This is a genomic window from Actinoplanes sp. NPDC049598 (assembly GCF_040675435.1).
Taxonomy (GTDB): domain Bacteria; phylum Actinomycetota; class Actinomycetes; order Mycobacteriales; family Micromonosporaceae; genus Actinoplanes.
Genome location: NZ_JBFAOX010000013.1, coordinates 96761 through 116042 on the forward strand (window position 1 = coordinate 96761; position 19282 = coordinate 116042).

At 72.4% G+C, this 19282-nt stretch carries 17 protein-coding genes and 1 pseudogene; 12 read left to right on the forward strand and 6 right to left on the reverse strand.

Translation table 11 applies throughout. From position 1 onward, the window contains the following. Positions 1-17: 17 nt before the first annotated feature. Complete coding sequence (locus AB0J66_RS28155; protein ID WP_364666617.1) at positions 18-683, reverse strand: hypothetical protein; 666 nt, start codon at positions 681-683, stop codon at positions 18-20. Between the two features lie 90 nt (positions 684-773). Between AB0J66_RS28155 and AB0J66_RS28160 the strand changes: the two genes are divergently transcribed. The 6 genes and pseudogenes from AB0J66_RS28160 (at position 774) to AB0J66_RS28185 (ending at position 7154) form a co-directional block, all read left to right on the forward strand. Continuing rightward, positions 774-1970, forward strand: coding sequence for a lanthionine synthetase LanC family protein (locus AB0J66_RS28160; protein ID WP_364666620.1), 1197 nt, complete (start codon positions 774-776; stop codon positions 1968-1970). A gap of 59 nt (positions 1971-2029) precedes the next feature. Continuing rightward, on the forward strand, positions 2030-3292 hold the full coding sequence (locus tag AB0J66_RS28165; protein ID WP_364666622.1) for a P-loop NTPase fold protein: 1263 nt from the start codon (positions 2030-2032) through the stop codon (positions 3290-3292). Beyond that, a complete protein-coding gene (locus AB0J66_RS28170) occupies positions 3289-3684 on the forward strand; it encodes a hypothetical protein (protein WP_364666625.1) in 396 nt (131 codons plus the stop codon). The genes AB0J66_RS28165 and AB0J66_RS28170 overlap by 4 nt, the downstream gene beginning before the upstream one ends. After that, positions 3684-4997, forward strand: coding sequence for a hypothetical protein (locus AB0J66_RS28175; protein ID WP_364666628.1), 1314 nt, complete (start codon positions 3684-3686; stop codon positions 4995-4997). The genes AB0J66_RS28170 and AB0J66_RS28175 overlap by 1 nt, the downstream gene beginning before the upstream one ends. A gap of 46 nt (positions 4998-5043) precedes the next feature. Next, positions 5044-5235: pseudogene (locus AB0J66_RS28180) on the forward strand (NAD-dependent epimerase/dehydratase family protein); the annotation flags it as partial. A gap of 362 nt (positions 5236-5597) precedes the next feature. Then, positions 5598-7154: a pentapeptide repeat-containing protein gene (locus tag AB0J66_RS28185; RefSeq protein ID WP_364666631.1), complete on the forward strand. Its 1557-nt coding sequence runs from the start codon at positions 5598-5600 to the stop codon at positions 7152-7154. 3 nt (positions 7155-7157) lie between these two features. Here AB0J66_RS28185 and AB0J66_RS28190 read toward each other — a convergent pair whose 3' ends face one another. Continuing rightward, positions 7158-7817 carry a hypothetical protein gene (locus AB0J66_RS28190; RefSeq protein WP_364666634.1) on the reverse strand — a complete coding sequence of 220 codons (660 nt, stop codon included), beginning with the start codon at positions 7815-7817 and terminating at the stop codon, positions 7158-7160. 264 nt (positions 7818-8081) lie between these two features. Between AB0J66_RS28190 and AB0J66_RS28195 the strand changes: the two genes are divergently transcribed. Continuing rightward, positions 8082-8654: a hypothetical protein gene (locus tag AB0J66_RS28195; RefSeq protein WP_364666637.1), complete on the forward strand. Its 573-nt coding sequence runs from the start codon at positions 8082-8084 to the stop codon at positions 8652-8654. Between the two features lie 90 nt (positions 8655-8744). On the opposite strand, the gene AB0J66_RS28200 is transcribed toward AB0J66_RS28195, so the two are convergent. The 3 genes from AB0J66_RS28200 to AB0J66_RS28210 all read right to left on the reverse strand — a co-directional run bounded on the left by AB0J66_RS28200 (position 8745) and on the right by AB0J66_RS28210 (position 13165). Then, positions 8745-9686, reverse strand: a complete 942-nt coding sequence (locus AB0J66_RS28200) for a phosphoglycerate dehydrogenase (RefSeq protein WP_364666639.1) — start codon at positions 9684-9686, stop codon at positions 8745-8747. Positions 9687-9751: 65 nt separating this feature from the next. Next, the gene (locus AB0J66_RS28205; RefSeq protein WP_364666641.1) at positions 9752-10648 is read right to left on the reverse strand and encodes an HAD family hydrolase; all 897 of its coding nucleotides are present in this window, start codon (positions 10646-10648) and stop codon (positions 9752-9754) included. Positions 10649-10666: 18 nt separating this feature from the next. Beyond that, positions 10667-13165, reverse strand: coding sequence for a LuxR C-terminal-related transcriptional regulator (locus AB0J66_RS28210; RefSeq protein WP_364666643.1), 2499 nt, complete (start codon positions 13163-13165; stop codon positions 10667-10669). Positions 13166-13474: 309 nt separating this feature from the next. Between AB0J66_RS28210 and AB0J66_RS28215 the strand changes: the two genes are divergently transcribed. The 4 genes from AB0J66_RS28215 to AB0J66_RS28230 are packed head-to-tail and all read left to right on the forward strand — an operon-like array spanning position 13475 to position 17179. Next, complete coding sequence (locus AB0J66_RS28215; RefSeq protein ID WP_364666645.1) at positions 13475-15610, forward strand: LuxR C-terminal-related transcriptional regulator; 2136 nt, start codon at positions 13475-13477, stop codon at positions 15608-15610. Between the two features lie 57 nt (positions 15611-15667). Continuing rightward, positions 15668-16096: a hypothetical protein gene (locus AB0J66_RS28220; protein ID WP_364666647.1), complete on the forward strand. Its 429-nt coding sequence runs from the start codon at positions 15668-15670 to the stop codon at positions 16094-16096. Positions 16097-16109: 13 nt separating this feature from the next. Next, a complete protein-coding gene (locus tag AB0J66_RS28225; RefSeq protein ID WP_364666650.1) occupies positions 16110-16283 on the forward strand; it encodes an LPXTG cell wall anchor domain-containing protein in 174 nt (57 codons plus the stop codon). Further along, positions 16280-17179: a YhjD/YihY/BrkB family envelope integrity protein gene (locus tag AB0J66_RS28230; RefSeq protein WP_364666653.1), complete on the forward strand. Its 900-nt coding sequence runs from the start codon at positions 16280-16282 to the stop codon at positions 17177-17179. Before AB0J66_RS28225 ends, AB0J66_RS28230 begins: the two co-directional genes overlap by 4 nt. A 199-nt stretch (positions 17180-17378) precedes the next feature. Here AB0J66_RS28230 and AB0J66_RS28235 read toward each other — a convergent pair whose 3' ends face one another. Then, entirely contained in the window at positions 17379-18026 is a 648-nt protein-coding gene (locus AB0J66_RS28235) for a TetR/AcrR family transcriptional regulator C-terminal domain-containing protein (protein ID WP_364666656.1), read from the reverse strand. A gap of 244 nt (positions 18027-18270) precedes the next feature. Between AB0J66_RS28235 and AB0J66_RS28240 the strand changes: the two genes are divergently transcribed. Further along, positions 18271-19230: a zinc-binding alcohol dehydrogenase family protein gene (locus AB0J66_RS28240; protein WP_364666658.1), complete on the forward strand. Its 960-nt coding sequence runs from the start codon at positions 18271-18273 to the stop codon at positions 19228-19230. Positions 19231-19282: the final 52 nt, after the last annotated feature.

A 19282-nucleotide genomic window follows, 5' to 3' on the forward strand; every position in this document is an offset into this window, starting at 1 on the left:
TTCCTTCTCCGATCCGGTCAGGGGTAGGTGGCGCCGGGCAGGGTGATGCTGATGGCGCGGTCGTTCCAGCCGAGCGGGACAAGGTCGCGGACGACGCCGCTCCATAGCGTGGACGCGCCGGAGGGTGGGTTGAGGATCCAGGCGATGCTGTTGCCGGCCCGGTCGCGGAAACCGAAGTAGGGCCAGGCGATGGCGACCATGAACGAGGACGCGTTGGTGCCCAGCTGCCGCCAGCCCCAGAAGAGGAAGCCGCATGACCAGGCCAGGTCGAAGTTGGTGAGCACGGAGATGTCGGTGTTCGTGTCGAACTCCCAGGCACAGCCCGAGAGCTCGATGTGTTCCCACATCGTCAGGTCAAGGGTGAGCCCTAGCCGGGCCCGGGCATTCGGCGCCGAGGGCTCGCCCTCCGGGTTCGAGGCGCGGCGCAGGGTCTCGGTGGCGGCGTCCTCGTCGGTGTAGATGGCCACGGCGGACGAGCCGCGCTCGCCGGCCTCCAGGCCCACGACCGTGTGCAAGGGCTGATTCCGCAAAGCGGCCAGCCGAACGGGATCACCCGGCTCCCCGTCGATCGTGAACGGCTGTCGGGGAATGCCGTGCGCATATCCGCGACGGGACGCGTTGTACGCGTTCGGCGGCGGTGTACCGGTGCGACCGGCGCAGCTGCCGCATTCATAGGGATTCATTTCCGGCCTCCTCGGCGTCATTGTTCGCGTGGCCCAACGGGGACGGCGACGGATCTGTCCATGAACTGTCCGGTCTGGTGGGATGGGGCCATGGGAGCCGGGAGCGGGGCGGAAGCACTGGCCGCGGAGGCTCTGCGCTGGATGATCGGAGCGGCCCCGGCCGACGATCCCACCCTGTACAGCGGCGGCGCCGGTGTCGTGATGGCGCTGCTGGAGGCCCAGCGGCATTTCGGTGACGACTACTACGGCGACGAGGCGGTGCGGCGGGCGGCCGCGCTGGATCTGACGGGTGACGACTCCTCGCTCTACTTCGGCCTGACCGGTACGGCTGTGGCGCTGCGGGCCGTCCACGAGCGACTCGGCGACGAGGCGGTGGGCCGGGCTGCGGACCAGGCGCTGAGGCTTGTGCGGGAGCGTTTCGACGGTGAGCGCTGGGGCGAGATGTTCGAGCTGCTCTTCGGCAACGCCGGGATCGCACTGGGGGCCTTGCACGCCGGCGACCTCGAGCTGGCCGTCGTGGCCGTCGATCCGTACCGCCGAACTGCCGACCCGACTCCCGGCGGCGTCAACTGGGCCGTACGCCCGAGCCCGCCCCGCTCGCACCACATCGCGCACGGCACCCTCGGCATCGTGCACGCCCTGGCCGCCGTCGGCGCCGCCGCCGGGCGGCCCGACCTGATCGAGCTGGCCCGGGCCGGCGCGGCCGACGTGGTTTCCCGCAACGAGGCCGGGCCGGACGGCTTCCTGGTCCCCCACTCCGATCCGCCGCACCGGCCGGAGCTGATCGAGCGCTACAGCTTCGGCTGGTGCAACGGACCGGCCGGGGACGCCCAGGTCTTCCGCCGGCTGGGCCGGCTCACCGGCGAAGCCGCCTGGCCTGCGCTGGCCGACCGCTGCTGGCACACCGTCACCACCAGCGGCCTGCCCGCGCGCCTGCGCCCGGGCTTCTGGGACAACAGCGGCCGCTGCTGCGGCACCGCCGGCGTCCTGGCCCTGGCCTGCGACCGCCACGTCGAGCGCTCGGAGCCGCTCGACTTCGCGACCGTGCTGGTCGACGACCTCACCCGCCGGGCCACGGTCGACGCCGCCGGGGCCCGCTGGTCGAACCACGAACACCGCGCCACCCCGAGCGCCCTGGCTCCCGAGCCCGGCTGGGCCATGGGCAACGCCGGCATCATCCGCGAGCTCCTGCGCTTCGCCCGCCTGACTGCCGGGGCCGACCCGGAGTACGCGGTCGCGTGGCCTGATCACCCGCCACTGTCGGCCATCGGACATACCAACCAATAGGCATAAATCACCCGGCGGCGATCGTAATCTCAGGCGTACGCACGTCTTGGGAGCGCCTCATGAATGTTCTCCATGGTTCGCCGCTGCTCCTGACCGACAATCCGGTCGCCGGGCAGGACGACGATCAATTCGGTTTCGGCACGCACGGCCGCGTGCTGTGCGACGCCATTCAGGCCGCCGTCCATCTGCCGCTGACCGTCGGGGTCTTCGGGCCGTGGGGCACGGGCAAGTCGAGCTTTCTCAACATCTGCCGGGAGATGCTGGAGCAGCGCGGCATTCCCGCGATCGCCTTCAATCCCTGGAAGTACGACGACAAGGAGGCGATCTGGCACGCGCTGATCCAGACGATCCTCATCGAGATCGCCGAGCAGCCGGAGGGACGGCGGCACGATCTGGTGGCCAAGGCCCGGCGCCTGAGCAGCACCGCCACCTGGCTGCTGCTGCGCCACACGGCCGGGCCGCTGACCGGCGGTCTGCTCGGCGGCGGGGACGTGACCGCGGCCCGGGACGCCTGGCAGACCAGCGGCGTCGAGAACTACCGGCACATCAACCACTTCGAGGCGGACTTCGCCGAGGTGGTGCAGGCCTTCGTCGGTGACCGGGGGCGGCTGGTGGTGTTCGTCGACGATCTGGACCGGTGTCACGGCGACACCGCCATCGCCGTGCTCGACGCCCTCAAGCTCTTCCTCGGCGAGGCCTCCTGCGTCTTCGTCCTGGCCATGGATCTCGACGTCATCGCGGCCGCGGCCGCCAAACGCGTCGACGGTGACGACGCCCGTGGACGCCAATATCTCGAGAAGCTGATTCATTTTCCGTACCACCTGCCGGAGGTACGGTTCGAGGCGGTGTTCCGGCAATTGCAGGATTCGGTGGTGTCGGAGCTGAGCGGCGATCCGGCGCTGTGGCAGCTCGCCGAGAAGGCGTTCGGTGACAACCCGCGGCGCATTCGCCGGTTCGTCTCGGCTCTGAACCTCACCGCGGCCACGCTGCGGCTGCATTCGCGACCCAGCCGGGACCGGCTGATGCAGGCGGCGATCCTGCTGGCGCTCCGGATGCGTTTTCCCGATTTCTTCCGGCGGGTGCAGGCCAATCCCGCGGTCTGGGTGCGGCTGGACGAGGCCGCGCGCACCCAGAACAACGCCGGGCTCCGCCAGGACGAGATCGAGCTGGCCACGGCCGAGCCCGCGCTGCCCGACCTGCTGCTGGCCATCACGCCGGGCGACCGCGACGGCTGTTCGTTCCCGCCCCTGCCGACGAAGGCGCAGATCGAGGTCGTCACCCAGGTCCTGACGGTGACGGGCGGATCGGGAGACCCGTCATGACCCGCTTCGTCATCGGGCTGGACATCGGCGACGGCGAAAGCTGCCTCGGCTGGGCCCCGGCCGACCGCTCCGAGCCGACGCGGATCTACACGCGGCCGCGATCCGGTGAACGCAGCATCGTGACCGCGATGGCGCAGTCGCCGTCCGGCCGGCTCATCGGCGACGAGGCCGTCGTCAGCCCCGGGGCGACCCACTTCGGCGTCAACTTCAAGAGCCCCGGGACACCCGACGCCGCCGTCTTCGCGCAGACCCTGCTGACCGAGTTCCGCAGCATCATCCGGAAGTCTTCGAGGACAGTGTCCTGGTCGTCGGCCACCCGGCCGGCTGGCCACCCGAGGCCGTCGCCGCCTACCGCCGGCGCCTCGAGGGGCTGGGCCGCCCCGTACGGCTGATGCCGGAGTCGCAGTCCGCCCTCCTGCACGTCCGCGACCGGGGTCGCGACGACAAGCAGCTCGAACGGGTCCTGATCGTCGACATCGGCTCGTCCACCACGGACTTCACCATCGTCGAGAATCTGGAACCGAGGAACCTGCCGGCCGGGGCGACGCTGGGCTGCCGGCAGATCGACGAGCATCTCGCCGCCCAGGTCCGGGCCGCCCTGGACCACGACAGCGCGCTGGCCGAGGCCCTGGACGGCGACGGCGGGGCGGCCTTCCTGCTGCTCGCCTGCCGGTGGGCCAAGGAGGCGCAGTTCTCGGGCGTGTCGCGCCGGCTCATGAACCTGCGCGAGTCCTGCCATGAACGCTTCCGCCCCATCGTCGCCACCGCGTGGACCTGGCTGCTCGACCTGGAGATCCCGCAGATGCTGACCGCGCCGGGCGGCTGGGCCGACGACTTCCGCGCGGTGCTCACCGAAGTGGCCGGGCTGCTCGGCGAGCGTACGCCGCACCTTGTGGTCCTCACCGGAGGCGGCTCGCGCATGCCCTTCGCCGGCCGGTTGTGCCGGGAGGTCTTCCCCACCGCCACCGTCGAGCAGGACGAGGACCCGGCGTTCGCCGTCGTCCGGGGCCTGGTCAGCAACGGCCGGCATCGGGCCGCCGTCGACCGTTTCCGGCGTGACGTCGCCGCCCTGGTGCAGACGCCGGAGACGGCGGAACAGGTCCGGGCCGAGGCGGTGGTGGCCCTCGAGACCATGAAGACCAAGGTGGCCGCCCAGATGCTGGAGGCCCGCGGCTCCGCCGCCACCATGGCCAACCACGTCAAGTTCGGGGTGTACGAGGCCACGCGCGCCCTGGCCGGCTCACTCGACTACTACCTGTCCATGCGCCTCGAACGGATCTGCCGCCGGCACGGCCTCCATGATCTGCGGGTGCGCCTCGATCTGACCCTGCCCGACCTGTTCACCGACCAGATGGACCACCTCCTCGAACGCGTGAGCCAGGCCGAGCGCTTCACCGAACTCAGCGTGCCGCCCTCCTTCGCCTCGCTCCCCGTTCCCCAGGACTTCTTCTCCTCGGCCCTCGACCGGGTCCGGGCCCGCTTCGCCCCGGCCCTGAAGCCCGAGCTGGCCTCGTTCGCCCTCGGCGCCGTGGTCAGCGGCTCCGGCCTCGCCGCCGACCACGCGGCCCGGGCGCTGATCCACCGAACCCTCCGCCTGGTCGAGTACTCACCGGCCCAACTCGACGAGATCACCGCCAAGGCGATGGCCGCGATCACCGAGCAGACCGAGGCCCGGGCCGCATCGCTGGAGCGCTGGCTGGCCTGACCCGGCCCGTCGTCCACAATGACGTGTGCGCAACGGAACCGCGGTGGTGACGGGAACCTCGGGCCGGGTCGGCGCCGCCGTGGCGGACGCTCTCACCGCCGCCGGCTGGACGGTCCGCGGCGTCGACCGCACGCCCGGCCGCCGGACGACCATCGTCGGCGACCTCCGGGACGCGACGGTGCGGCGGGCCGCCCTGCCGGCCACCGACGTCGTCGTCCACGCCGCCGCCCGGCACGCCCCGCACGTGACCGTCGTGCCCGACCTCGAGCCCCGCCCCCGCGACATCTACGACGAGACCAAACTGGCCGCCGAACGCCTGGTCGCCGCCGGCGCGGTCCCGTCCGTCACCCTGCGCATCGCCCGCTGCTTCCCCGAGCCGCTGCCCCTGCTGGCCACCCGCCTGCTCCACCGGGCCGTGGCCCTGCCCGACGTCGCCGCGGCCGCCCTTCTCGCCGCCGCCTTCCACGATCGGGGCTGGCCCCTCCCCCGGCAGATCGACCGCGTGTACGACTCCACCGCCGCCCGGACCGCCCTCGGCTACCGCCCCGCCAGCGGCGTCCTCGACTTTCTCTCTTGGCATCGAAGAGTCACTATGTCGTCGTGGACAGTCGACCCGGCGGGACCCCTGAGTCGCGGCAGTGGCCGTGGCTGCTGTCGAACTCCGGCGTGCTCACGGTGGCGGTGTCGGTGGGCGTCCTCGGGATCGTCTCTCTGTTGGCGATGTTCCTCATCGCGGCCGGCGCCACGGCGTCCGAGCGGGCCAAGCTGCAGATCGACGCCATCAAGTTCGGGCTCGGCTTCTTCGCGGCGGCCGGCGCGGCGGCGGCGCTCCTGCTCGCCATCCGGCGGCAGCAGGTCACCGAGGACGCGCACAACCTCGATCTGCGCCGCCAGTTCCATTCCGAGAACGACGCGGCGGAACGCCAGCTGACCGACCTCTACACCAAGGCGGTGGAACAGCTGGGATCGACCGTTCCGGCTGTGCGGCTGGGTGGGCTGTACGCCTTGGAGCGCGTGGCCGAGAACAGCCCGGAGCAGCAGCAGACGGTGGCCAACGTCCTGTGCGCCTATCTCCGCATGCCCTTCACCCTCCCCGGGCCGGCCCGGGCCGAGGAGCGATGGCGCGAGTCCTACGAAGAGCTACAGGTGCGACTGGCCGCCCAACGTATGATCACCTCGCACGTGGCCGTCGCCGAACCCGATTCTCCCCGGTTCTGGCGCGACATCGACCTGGACCTCACCGGCGCGGTCCTGGTCCGGTGGAGGCTCCGGAACGGCCGGATAGGACATGCGTCTTTCGCCGGCGCCACGTTCGTGGAGAACGCCGATTTCACCGCGACGAGGTTCCGCCTGGGCGCCACCTTCAGCTCGGCGAAATTCGGCGGCGGGGCGACGTTCGAGGGCACGCTCTTCGGCGGCGACGCACGGTTTCGCGGCGTCTCGTTCGAGGGTGTCACCTCGTTCTCGAACGCCGAGTTCGGCCAGCTGGCCCTCTTCCAGGGTGCGAAGTTCGGCAGGGTCGTCCGGTTCGACCGATCCCGGTTCGGCGGCGCCGCCGTGTTCCGCGGTGTGACCTTCGAGGGCGCCGCCCACTTCCCCGGTTGTGAGTTTCTCGGCCCTGCGCGGCTGGAGCGGGCGACCTTCGCCGTCAGCGCCAACTTCGAGGAATGCCGCTTCGAGAGCAACACCCAGTTCGACGCCATGACCGCCCGGCTGCTGTCGTTCAACGACACCGTCTTCGCTCAGCCCACCCGCTTCAAGCTGGCCTCCTTCGAGCAGACGGCCCGCTTCGACCGTACGACCTTCGCCGCCGACGCGGACTTCACCGGCTGCACCTTCCGCCACGCGGCCTTCTTCCGCGAGGCTTCCTTCGAGCGCGACGCCGACTTCCGCCAGGCCCGCTTCGCCCGCGTCGCGGCCTACCGCCGGGCCCGCTTCGGCGGCCACGCCGACTTCAACAACGCGGTCTTCAACGGCGGCGTACGCTTCGACGGCGCCACCCTGATCGGCGACATCGACCTGGCCTCGGCCACCCTGACCTACCCGGCCGCCCTGGACGATCTGACCGTGACCCCCCGCACCGACCGCGCCGACAAATGGCCCGCAGGCTGGCACCTCGTCACCTCAGGCGGCGCCGCCCGCGTCGAGCCGCTCTGAAGCTCACTCGTAGCAGCCGGTGCGATCGCTCTCCAGCTGCACGTCGACCACCTTGCTCTTCTCGATGCTGATCCGATAGTGCGCGCCGTCGCCCTTCACCGTGTCGACCAGCGCGTCCCCACCCGTCCGCTTCGCGTCAGGGATCTCATCGCCGTCGATACGCCACGTGAGCTGCGGGTAGGCCCGCCGCACCGCGCTCAGCGGACTGCCCGCCCTGATCCCCTCCGGCGTCTCCTGCCGCCCGAACGAGTCGAGCGCCCGCAGCCCGTACTTGCCGTTGAACACCATCCACTCCTCGTCCGACTGCCCTTTCCAGTGCGCCGACACGCAGTTGTCGAAAACCGAGTCGTCCTGCCCGCTGTTGACGACGATCAACCCGGTCGCCTTGGCCGCCTTGAGGCTCATGCCGATCCGCAGCGGTCCGATGTGGTCGGGCTGAATGGCCGGGTCAGCCGCGTCGGTAGGCGCCCCCTGACTCGCCGCGGAAGAGGTGACGGGAGCAGGCACGGAGGTGGTGGGCGCGGACGTGGCCGGCGCGGTCAGGGAGGTGGCCGGCGCCGCCGCGGAACTGGCGGCCGGGGCGGATCCGGCCGCGTTGCCGCTGCAAGCGGCAACGAAGGCAACCAGAGTGCCAGCGCCGAGAGTGTGGGCGAGACGATGCATCAGAGTGTTCCTTCCCCCGTGGATTCATCCGACACGACGCGCGTCAGGAGTCAGCATCGTCTCGCTCCGGCCCCGGCAAATCACGGATAAGTGCCAATGCGGCGACGCCGCGTAGCCCTGAAAGTCGCCCAGGGCAATGAGCACACTCAGCCGGCGCAGCGGGCACCTTCGCGGCGGCAAGGCCCGCCGGGTGTCCGGCTTCTGACGTTAGGTGATGGCGAGGGGAGGAAAGGAACGAACTGGCCGGAAAGGCTGGAGGAGCCGATGAGCAGAATGCCGCGAAGGCCCAATCAGCGGACTTCCAGCAAACAGACGGCATCCACACCGGCTTTCGGCGCCGCGGCGGCGGCCCTGGGCGGGGTGGCCATCCTGGTCGCCCTGGCCACCTCGGTGGGCTCCTTGCGCCTGGCGTCCGTATGGGTGTTGGTGGCCCTAGCCTGCGCGGCAGCTTTGTGCGTGACGATCTGGTATTTGTGGATCAAATTACGACCGGTCCCGCTGCTTGCCACCATCGCCGGCGCGATCCTTCTCCCCTCGCTGGCCGGCGGGGCGGTGTGGGCCGCCCACCGATCGGTGCACGCCATCAGGTGCGCCGACTCCTCGGCCCTGATCGAGAACGGCAAGGACCAGGCAGCCGCCAAGGAACTGGACCGGGCGGTGAGCAGCTACGCGGCGGCGATTTGCAAATGCCCCTCCGGCCGGGCCTCCGGGTCCGCGCTGGGTTCGATCAGCATTGCCATCGAGCTCAATAGTCGCCAGGCGAGCTACTACTTCGTGCGGGGCCGGGTCTACGCGGTTCTCAAAGACTTCGCGATCGGTGGAATTGAGCACGCCTGACGAGGAGGGGATCAAAGCCGGGGCCGGGGTGGCGCTGCGATCGATCCGCGAGAACAAGTTTCTGAAGAGCCCGTTCGAAGCGTGCCGGAATTAGCTCGAAACCACGTTCTTCAGTGGCCGGCCCTCCAGGAACGCGGTCAAGTTCTCGGTGACCAGGTCGGCGGCGCCGACCGGACGGCCGCCGGCGGCGTGCGGGGTGATGATGAGGTTGGGCTCGTCCCACAACGGTGAGTCCTGTGGGAGGGGCTCGGTCTCGAAGACGTCCAGGGCGCCGCCGGCCAGGCGGCCCGAGCGCAGAGCGTTGAGCAACGCTGCCTCGTCGAGGGTGGCGCCGCGGCCGACGTTGATGACCCAGGCCCGGGGTGGCAGCAGGGCCAGGACCCGCGCGTCCAGGGCGTGGGTGGTGGCGTCGGAGGCGGGCAGGATGGAGATCAGCACGTCGGTGTGGGGCAGCAGGGACGGGAACTCGTCGGCGGTCACGACGTCGAAACCGTGCCGCTGGCCGGCGGTGCGGGCCACGCCGGTGACCGAGGCGCCGAGGGCCTTCAGGTACGGCGCCAGGGTGGCCGCGATGCTGCCGAAACCCCAGATCACGACCTGGGCGCCGCGCAGGGTTCGGAAGGCGTGCGGGTCGTGGACCGGCTGGTTGCCGCCCAGCTCCTGCGCCCACCGGTGGCCGATCTGGGCCCGTACGAGCAGGTTGAGACGCCGGGCCGCACCCAGCGTGAGGGCCAGGGTGTGCTCCGCGACCGTCAGGTCGTGGAGCCCGGTGCCCGAGGTGATCACCACCGAGGGATCGAAGCCGGCCGCCAGCACCGCGTCGGGACCCGCGGCCAGCGTCTGCACCCAGCGCAGCGACCGCAGACGGGACGCCGCGTCGCGCAGCTGATCGCCCGGATTGCCCCACACCACCATGGCGGCCGCATCGAGTTGATCTTCAGCGAGGGGCTGATTCACCGCGTAGAGCGAGGTGGTCACGCCCGAGGGCAGGGACAGGTCGAGGGCGATGCTGTCCGGCAGGAGGAGCTTCATGGATCAGAACACTAACCTCGGGTGCGCGGGGATCGCCCTCCCCGCGCACCCTCGGTTTCCCCCCTTCAACGAGGGCCGAAGACTCGTGACCAGTCTCCGGCCATGCTCACGGCCACCCAGTTCTCCGTCTCGGCGGCGGCGATGGCCTCGGTCGCGCCGGTGGTGTACGCGAACTCGCGCTCCGCGTCGTCGTGCACGACCAGCAGGCGCAGGGGATCGCGGCGCCCGCCCCCGGCCGCGCGCAGCATCGGCAGGTCGCCGTTGGCGTTGCCGGCGACCAGGATCGGATGGCGGCCGACGCGGCTCCAGATCCGCACCGGTTTGGCCGGCCCGTCGTCGAAGACGTCCAGCCGGGCCGTGTGCACGATCCGCCCGTCGCGGTACTCGAGCGCCACCGAGCTGCCGATCACCCGGTCGGCCGGGATGCCGTAGACCTCCGCGCTGACCGTGCGCAGGAAGTCCCGCCCGCCGCCGGTGGCTATGTAGCAGGCGAACCCGTTGCCGCCGAGGTAGTCGATGAGCTCCCGCATCGGCTGGTACGCCGTGTCCACGTACGGCCGGGCCAGGGTCGGGTGTCGGCCCTTGACGAGGAACGAGCGGGCCAGCTCGGCGAATTCGTCCACCGTCGTGCCCTCGTACGCCTGAAGGAGACCCGCCGCCATCCCGCGCAGCTCGGCGTCGCCGCCGCCGAGCAGCTGCCGGCCGAGCACCTCCGGAGGCCGCCCGGCCAGCTCGCCGATGCGGCGCAGGAGGAAGTCGGCCTGCACCGGCAGCGGTTTCTCGCACCACAGGGTGCCGTCGTTGTCGAAGACCGCGATGCGCTCCTCGGGCGGGATGCCCGCGACCGCGACCGCGACGAACTCGACGATCCTCTGCCGGGCCGCGGTGTCGCGCCACGACGGCAGATCGGTGACGTCGGTCATGCCGACGAGCATCGCCACAGCGCCCACCACGGTCGTCACCCCTCGAGGATGAGAGCCCTACAGCAGGCCCAGGTCGCGGGCCCGGCGGACGGCCTCGTTGCGCCGGGTCGCGGCGAGTTTGCGCAGCACGCCGCGGACGTGGGTCTTGACGGTGTTGACCGAGACGTACATGGTCCGGGCGATCTCCTCGGTGGAGAACAACTGGGCCAGGTAGCCCAGCACCTCGGTCTCCTTGGCGGTCAGCGGTTCCACCATCACCGGGGCGGCCGGGACCGCCGGCGACGACGGCAGGGCGGCGGATGGCACATGGGCCGGCCGCGGGGTCACCCCGAGCCATTCGTGCCGTACGGCGAGGTCGTGATCCTCGCGCAGGAACCGGCGGACCGGGGCCGGGGCCTCCAGCAGTGGCCGCCGCAGCCGTTCGGTCTCGGCCAGTGCCAGGGCCCGCTGCAGCGCCCGGCGGGCCCGGTCGCGGCGCCCGTCGCCGAGGTCGGCCACCGCCGTGATCAGCCACCCGTCGACCCGGGTGTCGAGGGCGAGACCGGGCCGTTCGCCCAGCGCGGCCACGAGGGCGCGGGCCCGTACGGTGTCCCCGGCGAAGACCGCGGCCATCGCCTCGGCGACGGCGTGCTGCGGGGTGGCGCCGGCTTCGGCCGGGGGCCGGCCCGGGGCGAGCAACGCGTCGCGGGTCAGCCCGAGCAGCTCGGTCAGCCACGGCGGTCGCGGACCGGGCGGTACGGCCGTGACCACCTCGGCCGCGTCCGCGATGTCCCCGGCGCCGCGGTGGACGCGGGCCCGGACCAGCGCCAGCAGCCCGGCCAGCAGGGCGTCGGGCCGCTCCTCGAGGCGGGCCGCGGCCTGCTCGGCGTGCACCCGGGCGGCGGCCAGATCGTACTCGTCGGTCTGCACCCAGGCCAGGGCGACGTCGGCCGCCGCGTCGCCCGGCCCTTCGCCGTCCCCTGTGCGGTCGAGGGCGCGGCGGGCGTGCTCCCCGGCGCGGCGCAGCCGCCCGCAGAGCGCCTCGGCCAGGGCGAGCCGGCCGAGGACCTCGGGCCCGTCGTGCTCGGACGGTTGCAGGGCCGCGCAGGCGCCGGTCAGGTCGTGCCGCCAGAGCAGCGTGTCGGCCCGGGCCAGGCGGATCAGCGAGGCGAGGTCGGGCGGCACCGCGACGCCGGCCACGAGGGCGTCGTCGAGCAGCCGCCAGGCGATCTCGGCCGCGGCCGCCAGGTCGTCGGCACGCCCGTGGCGCCGGGCCCGGGCCACGTCGACGGCGGCCAGGCTCAGCGGCAGCGTGATGTCATGGCCGCCGGTCATCTCGCCGGCCCGCAGCAGATGCTTGGCGCACGCCTCAGGGTCGTCGAGATAGTGGGCCACGGCGGCGGCGACGACCGCGGCCTCGGGCCGGTCGAGATCGGCCGGCATCGCGGCGAAGGCGGCCGCCCGCCGGCCGTCCAGCACCTCGGCGACAGCGAGGCTGCGCACCACCGCGGTGGCGGCCAGCGCCCACTCGTGCGCCAGCAGCGCGTGCGGCAGCGCCTCGGCGTAACGGTCGAAGCCGGCGTACCAGTGGGCGGCCCGGCGGTGCAGCCCGGTGGCCCGGTCGACCGGTCCCTCGGCCAGCGCGGCCAGCAGCACCTCGCGCACCTGCGGATGGTGGACGTAGACGCGCTCGCCGCCGGTGCCGGCGGTCACGAAGAGGCCCTGCCGGGCCAGGCGGTCGAGGACCTGGGCGGCGTCGCGCCGGCTGCTGAGCTCGACCGACAGCCCGGCCGGCAGCCGCTCGGCCACGCAGGTGCGCAGCAGCAGGTCACGGGTGGCGGTGGACTGCTCGCCGAGCAGTTCGTTGCGGATGTAGTCGGCCAGCTCGTCCTTCTTGTCACCCGGCACGGGCAGGGCCCGCGCCTCCAGGCGCAGCGCGGCCGCCCAGCCGTGGGTCTGCTCGGTCAGCTCGGCCACGGCGTTCGGCCCGAGCCGGGCGCCGTGCGCGGTCAGCAGCGCGTCCGCCTCGGCCGGGGTGAACGCGAGATCGTCGTGACGGATCTCGGTGATCGTGCCGGCCAGCCGGTAGCGGTGCAGCGGCAGCGGCGGGTCGGTGCGGCCCACGAGCACGCAGCGCAACTGCGGGCCGGAGTGCTCGACCAGGAAGTGCAGGCCGTCGAGGATGGCGGCTTTGGTCAGCGCGTGCACGTTGTCCAGCACCAGCACGACCGGCTCGGCCCGCGCGGCCAGCCCGACCACGAGCCGGACCAGGAAGGACCGCTCGGCCTCGGGCCGCCACCGGCCGCCCGGCTCGACGCCGGCCCGCAAGAGCGCGGCCGTCAGGTACGACCAGAAGATCCCGGGCTCGTCGTCACCCGGCTCCAGGGTCAGCCAGGCCACCCGGCCGCCGGCGTGACCGCTGGCCGTCCAGTCGGCCACCAGGCTGCTCTTGCCCGAACCAGCCGGGCCGGTCACCACGGTCAGCCGGCGCGCCGGCCCGGTGTCGAGCCGTTCCCGCAGGCGCTCGCGAACCACCCACCACGGTGGAAGGCCGGGCGGCTCCAGCTTGATCGTCATGATCGGTTCACCGTCGGATGCCGTCTGCTCGGTTGCGATCTCATGGCGCATGCGGATCCCCCAATGCGACCGTCCCCGGCGCGTCGCGGCCGCGACCAGGTGACTCCGTCGTCTACGGAGAGTTTTCTCCCGATCATCAACAGTCACATCACCCGACCTGGGTGATTCCGAAAGCGGATGTCGAAGCCGGACAGATACCAGGTCACAAGCGCCGAGGGGGTTGAAACTTGTGCGACGACAAGGTGCGATGACTGCACAGTGTGCGAGGGCACGATTACTCGAACTCGCGAACGGGGGGTCACTGCGCCGATGACTCGTGGGGAGCTCGTGCCCCGCCGCCGGCTGATCACCGATCTGGCCGCGGTGCGCGACGACGTGCCCCTGATCCTCGTCGTCGCCCCGCCCGGCTACGGCAAGTCCATCGCGCTGCGCCAGTGGGCCGCCCGCGACCAGCGCCCCTTCGCCTGGGTCACCGCCGAGGAGGCCGACGCCGACCCGCACCGGCTGCTGCGCCGGATAGCCCGGGCCGTCGCCGAGATCCGCCCGGTCGAGCCGGCCACCTGGCGCGCGCTCTCGGCGCCCGCGGAGCAGCTGGTCACCGAGGCCGTGCCCCGGCTGGCCGCGGCGGCCCCACCGGTGCTGGTCATCGACGACGTCCACCGGCTGCGCGGCACGCCAGGCCATCAGCTCGTGCTGGCCCTGGCCGAGCGGATGCCGGCCGGGTGCCACCTGGCGATCGGCGCCCGCAGCCGCCTCGGCCTGCACGTGGGCGGCCTGCGCAGCGAGGGCCGGTGCGCCGAGTTCGGCCCGTCCGACCTGCGGCTGTCCCGGGCCGAGGCGCTGCACCTGATCCGGGCCACCGGCACCGTCCTGCCGGCCGAGCAGGCCCTGGCCCTCAACCGGCGGTTCGAGGGCTGGCCGGCCGGGGTCTACCTGGCCGCGCTGAGCCTGCGCGGCCGGCCCGACGCGGCCACCGCCGCCGAGCAGGTCACCGGGGCCGACGCCTATCTCAGCGAGTACTTCCGCGACGTGGTGCTGGCCCCGGAGCCGGCCGACACGGTCCGGTTCCTGCTGCGCGTGGCCACTCTGGACAGTCTCTCCGGCAGCTTGTGCGACGCCGTGCTGCGCCGGCACGGCTCCGGGCAGCTGCTGGCCGGGCTGGCCGTACGCAACGTGTTCGTGGCGCCGATCCACCCGGCCGCCCGCACGTACCGGTTCCACCCCGCGTTCCGCGACATGCTGGTGGCCGAGCTGCGCCGCCGGGAACCGGCCACCGAGGCGACCCTGCACCGGCGCGCGGTCACCTGGTACGAGCGGCGCCAGCAGGCGGAAGCGGCGGTGCGGCACGCCGCGGCGGCCGGGGATCTGAAGGCCACTGCACGGCTGGTGCTGCGCCACGGGCGTGAGCTGATCGACGAGGGGCGCGCCCCGCAGGTCGCGGCCGCCCTCGACACGCTCGGCCGGGGCGCGGTGGAGCAGGATCCGCGGCTGGCCGCGCGGGCCGGCTGGACGTACGCCTTCGCGGGCCGCCCGGTCCAGGCCACGGCCTGCCTGAACGCGGACACCGGGACCGCGCCCGACGCGCGGACGGCGGCCGCGTTCGACCGGCTGCGGGCCGCCCTGGCCCCCGGCGGCGTGGACGGGATGCTCGGCAACGCCCGCCGGGCCGCCCGGTCCGAGCGGCCCGGCTCCGACTGGTACGCCACGACGATGACCCTGCTCGGCGTGGCCGAGGAGCTGACCGGCAACACCGTGCTGGCCACGGCCCGTTTCGCCCGGGCCGCCCGGGCCGGCGGCGAGCATCCGGCGCCGTCCGCGCTCGCTCTGGCCGGGTTGGCCTGGCACGCGGCCGACCAGCACGACTGTGCCGCCTCGGCCGCCTACGCGGAGGAGTCGGCGGCGCTGCTCGGGCCGGGCCTGCGCTCGTACGGCTGGTCGGTGTTGACCCATCTGGTCCGGGCCCGGGTGGCGCTGGAGGTCGGGGACACCAAGGCGTTCCGGGTGCTGCTGGGCGAGGGGGCCGAGGCGATGGAGCACGCCCGGCCGTTCCCGTGGCTGGTCGCGTCGGCGTCGATCCGGCTCGCCCGGATCATGCTCGACGCCGGGGACAAGCCCGAGGCCTCGAAGGCGGCGGTCCGGGCCCGGCTCGCCCTGGACCACCTGACCACCACGGGCGTGCTGGCCGAGCGGTACCGGGCGCTGGTGGCCGATCTGGGGCCGCAGCCGGCGCCGGAGGGCATCACCGACACGGCCGGGCTGACCGCGGCCGAGCAGCGGGTGCTGCGGCTGCTGCCGACCCATCTCACCCTCAACCAGATCGCGGGTGAGCTCCAGCTGTCCCGCAACACGGTCAAGACCCAGGTCGCCGCCGTCTATCGCAAGCTCAGCGCGACGACCCGGGCCGCCGCGGTGGTCCAGGGCCGCGAGCGTGGGCTCCTTGAATGACGCGGCTCATTCCTCCCGGGTGAGGCCCGGCGCGGCCCGGCGGGTCAGGCTCGGGCCATGTCCGTTCAGAATCGGCCGACCGAGGTCACCCCGTGGGCGGCCTGGGTCGTCTTCGCCGGGGTGCTGCTCGGCATCGTCGGGATCCTGCAGGTCGCCCTCGGCGTCCTGGCCCTGACCCGGCACGAGCTGTTCGCGATCGACGAGTCCCGGCTGCTTGTGGCCACCAGCTGGACTGCGTGGGGCTGGACCCACCTGATCATCGGGGCCGTCCAGATCGTGGTCGGGCTCGCCCTGCTGGCCGGGCAGAGCTGGGGCCGGGTCTTCGCGGTGGTGCTGGCCTTCCTCAGCTCGCTGTCCAACCTGGCCTTCCTGGCCGCGTTCCCGGTCTACGCCGTGCTGATCATCGGGTTCAACATGGTCACGATCTACGCGATCACCGCGCACGGCACCGAGATCCGGCCCGACTACGACGACCGGCGCCCCTGACTGGAGGATCGTCATGACTTCCCGCAAGAAGAGCAAGGCCTCGAAGAACCGCCGCCCGGCCGCCGTCGCCGCGGCCGGTCTCGCCCTGGCCGGCGCGGCCGCCGTGGTGATCGGCCGCCGCAAGAACCGGTCGAAGCCGGCCGAGACCCCGCAGACCGAGGCGGCGCCGCTGTCCACAGTGAGGTGACGACCCGGCCGCTGCCGGGGGCGCCGCGCTGGGTGGGCGCCGTCTGGGAGTGGGCGTCCACCCGCTGGCCGGGCCGGATCGGGCTGGGCACGCTGGCCGCGATCGTGCGCCTGGAGATCTTCGACCGGGCCATGACCCTGGCCGCGCAGCTGTTCACGTCCGTCTTCCCACTGCTGATCATGCTGGCGGTGCTGCTCGGGCGGACCTTCGACGAGAAGCTGGCCACGGTCGTGAAGCTGCCCGACGAGGTGGCGCGGCTGCTCAACGAGGCGATCAGCGGCAGCAGCGTCGGCGCCTTCGGCGTGGTCGGCACCCTGATTGTGCTCGTCTCCACGACCAGCCTGGCCCGGGCCTTCACCCGGGCCTACGCCACGATCTGGGGCCTGCCCCGGCCGCGCAGCACCCCGCGGCACGCCTGGCGGTGGCTGGTCGCCGTGCTGGTGCTGGCCTTCAGCGTGGTCGCCATCCAGTTGCTGGTCCGGGCCGCCATGGAGGCGCCCGCCCCGTACGTGACGGTGGCCCTGGTGACCATGCTGGCCGACCTGGGCGGCGCGCTGTTCTTGCCGTGGATCCTGACCGCCCGCCGGATCCCGGCCCGGCTGCTCCTGCCCGGCGCGCTGCTGTTCGCCGTCGCGATGCTGGTGCTGCGGCCGGCCGGCTCGCTCTACCTGCCGCACGCGCTGGACGTGAGCGCGGCCCGCTTCGGGACCATCGGCGTGGCTTTCACCTACATCGGCTGGCTGTACGTGTTGTCGTTCGCCTACCTGATCACGGCCGCGGCCGGCCAGGTGATCGCCACCGACCCCGGCCGCCTCGGCCTCCTGATCCGAAACTATTGTTTCGGCCGTAGGCCGCGAACGGGATCTCCACCCGTTCCCGCCGACCATCGAGACTGATCTTCATCTATCCCGTGCCCCGTGGCAGCTGTGCTGAAGCACCGTCTCGCCCTGCTCCTCGGCTTCTCGATCGCCGCCGCCGACGTCGACATCGACCACGTCTTCCCCTTGGCCGAAGCCCGGCGCTCCGGCGCCGGCTCCTGGACCACCGCCAAGCGCCAGCTGATCGCCGTGACCGACAACGTCAACCCCTCGGCTCCTACTGCTGAGCCCGCGCCGCGGCGCCCTCGACGACGACCTCCAGACACTCCTGGAACAAGTCGTCCACGGTGCGCCCGGGCTGGAAGTACTCGGTGATCGCGGTGACCATGGTCGGGTGCTTCTCGGTGAAGGCCGGCAGGTCGAATCCCTCCAGCGCCTTGGCGTCCGGGCGGGGAGCCTGCTCCTCGAGCACGTGCCCGACCGTGAAGCGCTCGACCGTCAGGACGATCACGCGGGCCCGCCGCAGCGGGACGCCCCGCGTTACCAGGGTGCTCATGGCCAGCTCGGAGATCGCCGCCATGGTCCGGGACAGCTGGGCCGCGGAGATCACCCGGGCGCCGTCCGGGTGGGCGAGCAGGGCGCGGCGCAACCGCCCGGCGAGACCGCTCAACCACTCCGGCCAGGCCTGATCCGCCGCGGGCGGGGCCAGGTGGCCGAACTCCTGGTCGAGGATCGCGTCGGCGATCGCGGTGACCAGGGCCGCCTTGTTCGGCATGTGCCAGTAGAGCGTCGGCGACTGCACGCCCAGCCGCGCGGCCAGCTTGCGTGTCGTCACCCCGTCGAGGCCCTCGGCATCCAGCAGGGCGACGGCCTCGTCGACGATCCTCTGCCGGTCCAGCGCCACAATTGCCACCTCCACCGTCACTCTATCAGTGCTAGATTCTCCCTATCACTGATAGAGCGACGGAGACCGTCATGTCGATTCGCATGGTTCTGCACCGCCTTAGTCACCTCGTCCCCGGAGTTCCCGCGCACGCCGAGCGGTTGGCCGGGCACCAGGGCCCCGCGGCCCACCCTCACCAGCGGAGAAACCACTCGCCCGCTCGGCCGCCCCGGTTCCTGCCCGCGTGGCAGCGGCGGATCGCCGCGTTCGTCGAGCGGGCACCGCGATGAAGGCAGCAGTGCTGCACGAGATCGGCGGTGTCCCGCGCTACGAGGACTTCCCGGATCCCGTGGCCGGCGACGACGAAGTCGTCATCGAAGTGAAGGCGGTCGCGGTCGAGAACGTCGACAAACGCATCGCGGACGGCACGCACTACGCGAGCCGGCAGTACACCGCCCAGCTACCGGCGATTCCCGCTTTCGACGGCGTCGGCGCGCTGCCCGACGGCACCCTCGTGGGATTCGGCAACCCGCGCCCGCCCTATGGCGCGCTCGCCGAGAAGACCGTGGTGCCCAAGGGCGCGTACGCCCCGATCCCGGACGGCGTCGATCCGGTGATCGCGACCGTTCTGGCCACCGCGATCACCGCCATGTCGGTCCGGACCGCCGCCGGCTTCGCGCCCGGCGAGACGGTGCTCGTGCAGGGCGCCACCGGGGTCGCGGGGCGGCTCGCGGTGAAGGTGGCCCGGCTGCTCGGCGCCGGCCGGATCGTCGCGACCGGCCGCGAGTACGGCCAGTTGCGGGAGGTGCGGGCCCTGGGGGCCGATGCGGTGATCAACACGGCGGTGCCGGACGAGGCGCTAGCGCAGGCCTACCTCGAAGCCAAGGGCGAGGGGTACGACGTGGTGCTCGACTATCTCTGGGGCCGGCCCACGGAGATCCTGCTGCGATCGCTGGTTCCGCGGGCGTTCGCCTTCCCGAAGCCGACCCGGCTGATCCAGATCGGTGAGTCGGCGGGCGGCGAGCTCACCCTGGCGGCGGAAAGCCTGCGTACCTCCGGGGTGGAGATCTACGGGGCGGCCAAGGGCCTCGGCCCCCAGACCATGCAGGAGGTGTACGGCCAGATCGTCGCGTGGGCGCAGTCCGGTGAGCTCACTTTCGACGTCGAGCGGGTCGCCCTGGCCGACATCGAGGCCGCCTGGCCGCGCACCGATCTGCGCGGCCGCCGGCTGGTCGTGGTGCCGTGAGCTCCGGCCGTTCCTGCCGGGTGCGCCGGTCCGGCAGCCGGGCTCGGGCCTG

Coding starts and splice junctions, on each gene's coding strand:
- AB0J66_RS28155 (WP_364666617.1), bottom strand. CDS start 683: ATGAATCCCTATGAATGCGGCAGCTGCGCCGGTCGCACCGGTACACCG.
- AB0J66_RS28160 (WP_364666620.1), top strand. CDS start 774: ATGGGAGCCGGGAGCGGGGCGGAAGCACTGGCCGCGGAGGCTCTGCGC.
- AB0J66_RS28165 (WP_364666622.1), top strand. CDS start 2,030: ATGAATGTTCTCCATGGTTCGCCGCTGCTCCTGACCGACAATCCGGTC.
- AB0J66_RS28170 (WP_364666625.1), top strand. CDS start 3,289: ATGACCCGCTTCGTCATCGGGCTGGACATCGGCGACGGCGAAAGCTGC.
- AB0J66_RS28175 (WP_364666628.1), top strand. CDS start 3,684: ATGCCGGAGTCGCAGTCCGCCCTCCTGCACGTCCGCGACCGGGGTCGC.
- AB0J66_RS28190 (WP_364666634.1), bottom strand. CDS start 7,817: ATGCATCGTCTCGCCCACACTCTCGGCGCTGGCACTCTGGTTGCCTTC.
- AB0J66_RS28195 (WP_364666637.1), top strand. CDS start 8,082: ATGAGCAGAATGCCGCGAAGGCCCAATCAGCGGACTTCCAGCAAACAG.
- AB0J66_RS28200 (WP_364666639.1), bottom strand. CDS start 9,686: ATGAAGCTCCTCCTGCCGGACAGCATCGCCCTCGACCTGTCCCTGCCC.
- AB0J66_RS28210 (WP_364666643.1), bottom strand. CDS start 13,165: ATGACGATCAAGCTGGAGCCGCCCGGCCTTCCACCGTGGTGGGTGGTT.
- AB0J66_RS28215 (WP_364666645.1), top strand. CDS start 13,475: ATGACTCGTGGGGAGCTCGTGCCCCGCCGCCGGCTGATCACCGATCTG.
- AB0J66_RS28220 (WP_364666647.1), top strand. CDS start 15,668: ATGTCCGTTCAGAATCGGCCGACCGAGGTCACCCCGTGGGCGGCCTGG.
- AB0J66_RS28225 (WP_364666650.1), top strand. CDS start 16,110: ATGACTTCCCGCAAGAAGAGCAAGGCCTCGAAGAACCGCCGCCCGGCC.
- AB0J66_RS28240 (WP_364666658.1), top strand. CDS start 18,271: ATGAAGGCAGCAGTGCTGCACGAGATCGGCGGTGTCCCGCGCTACGAG.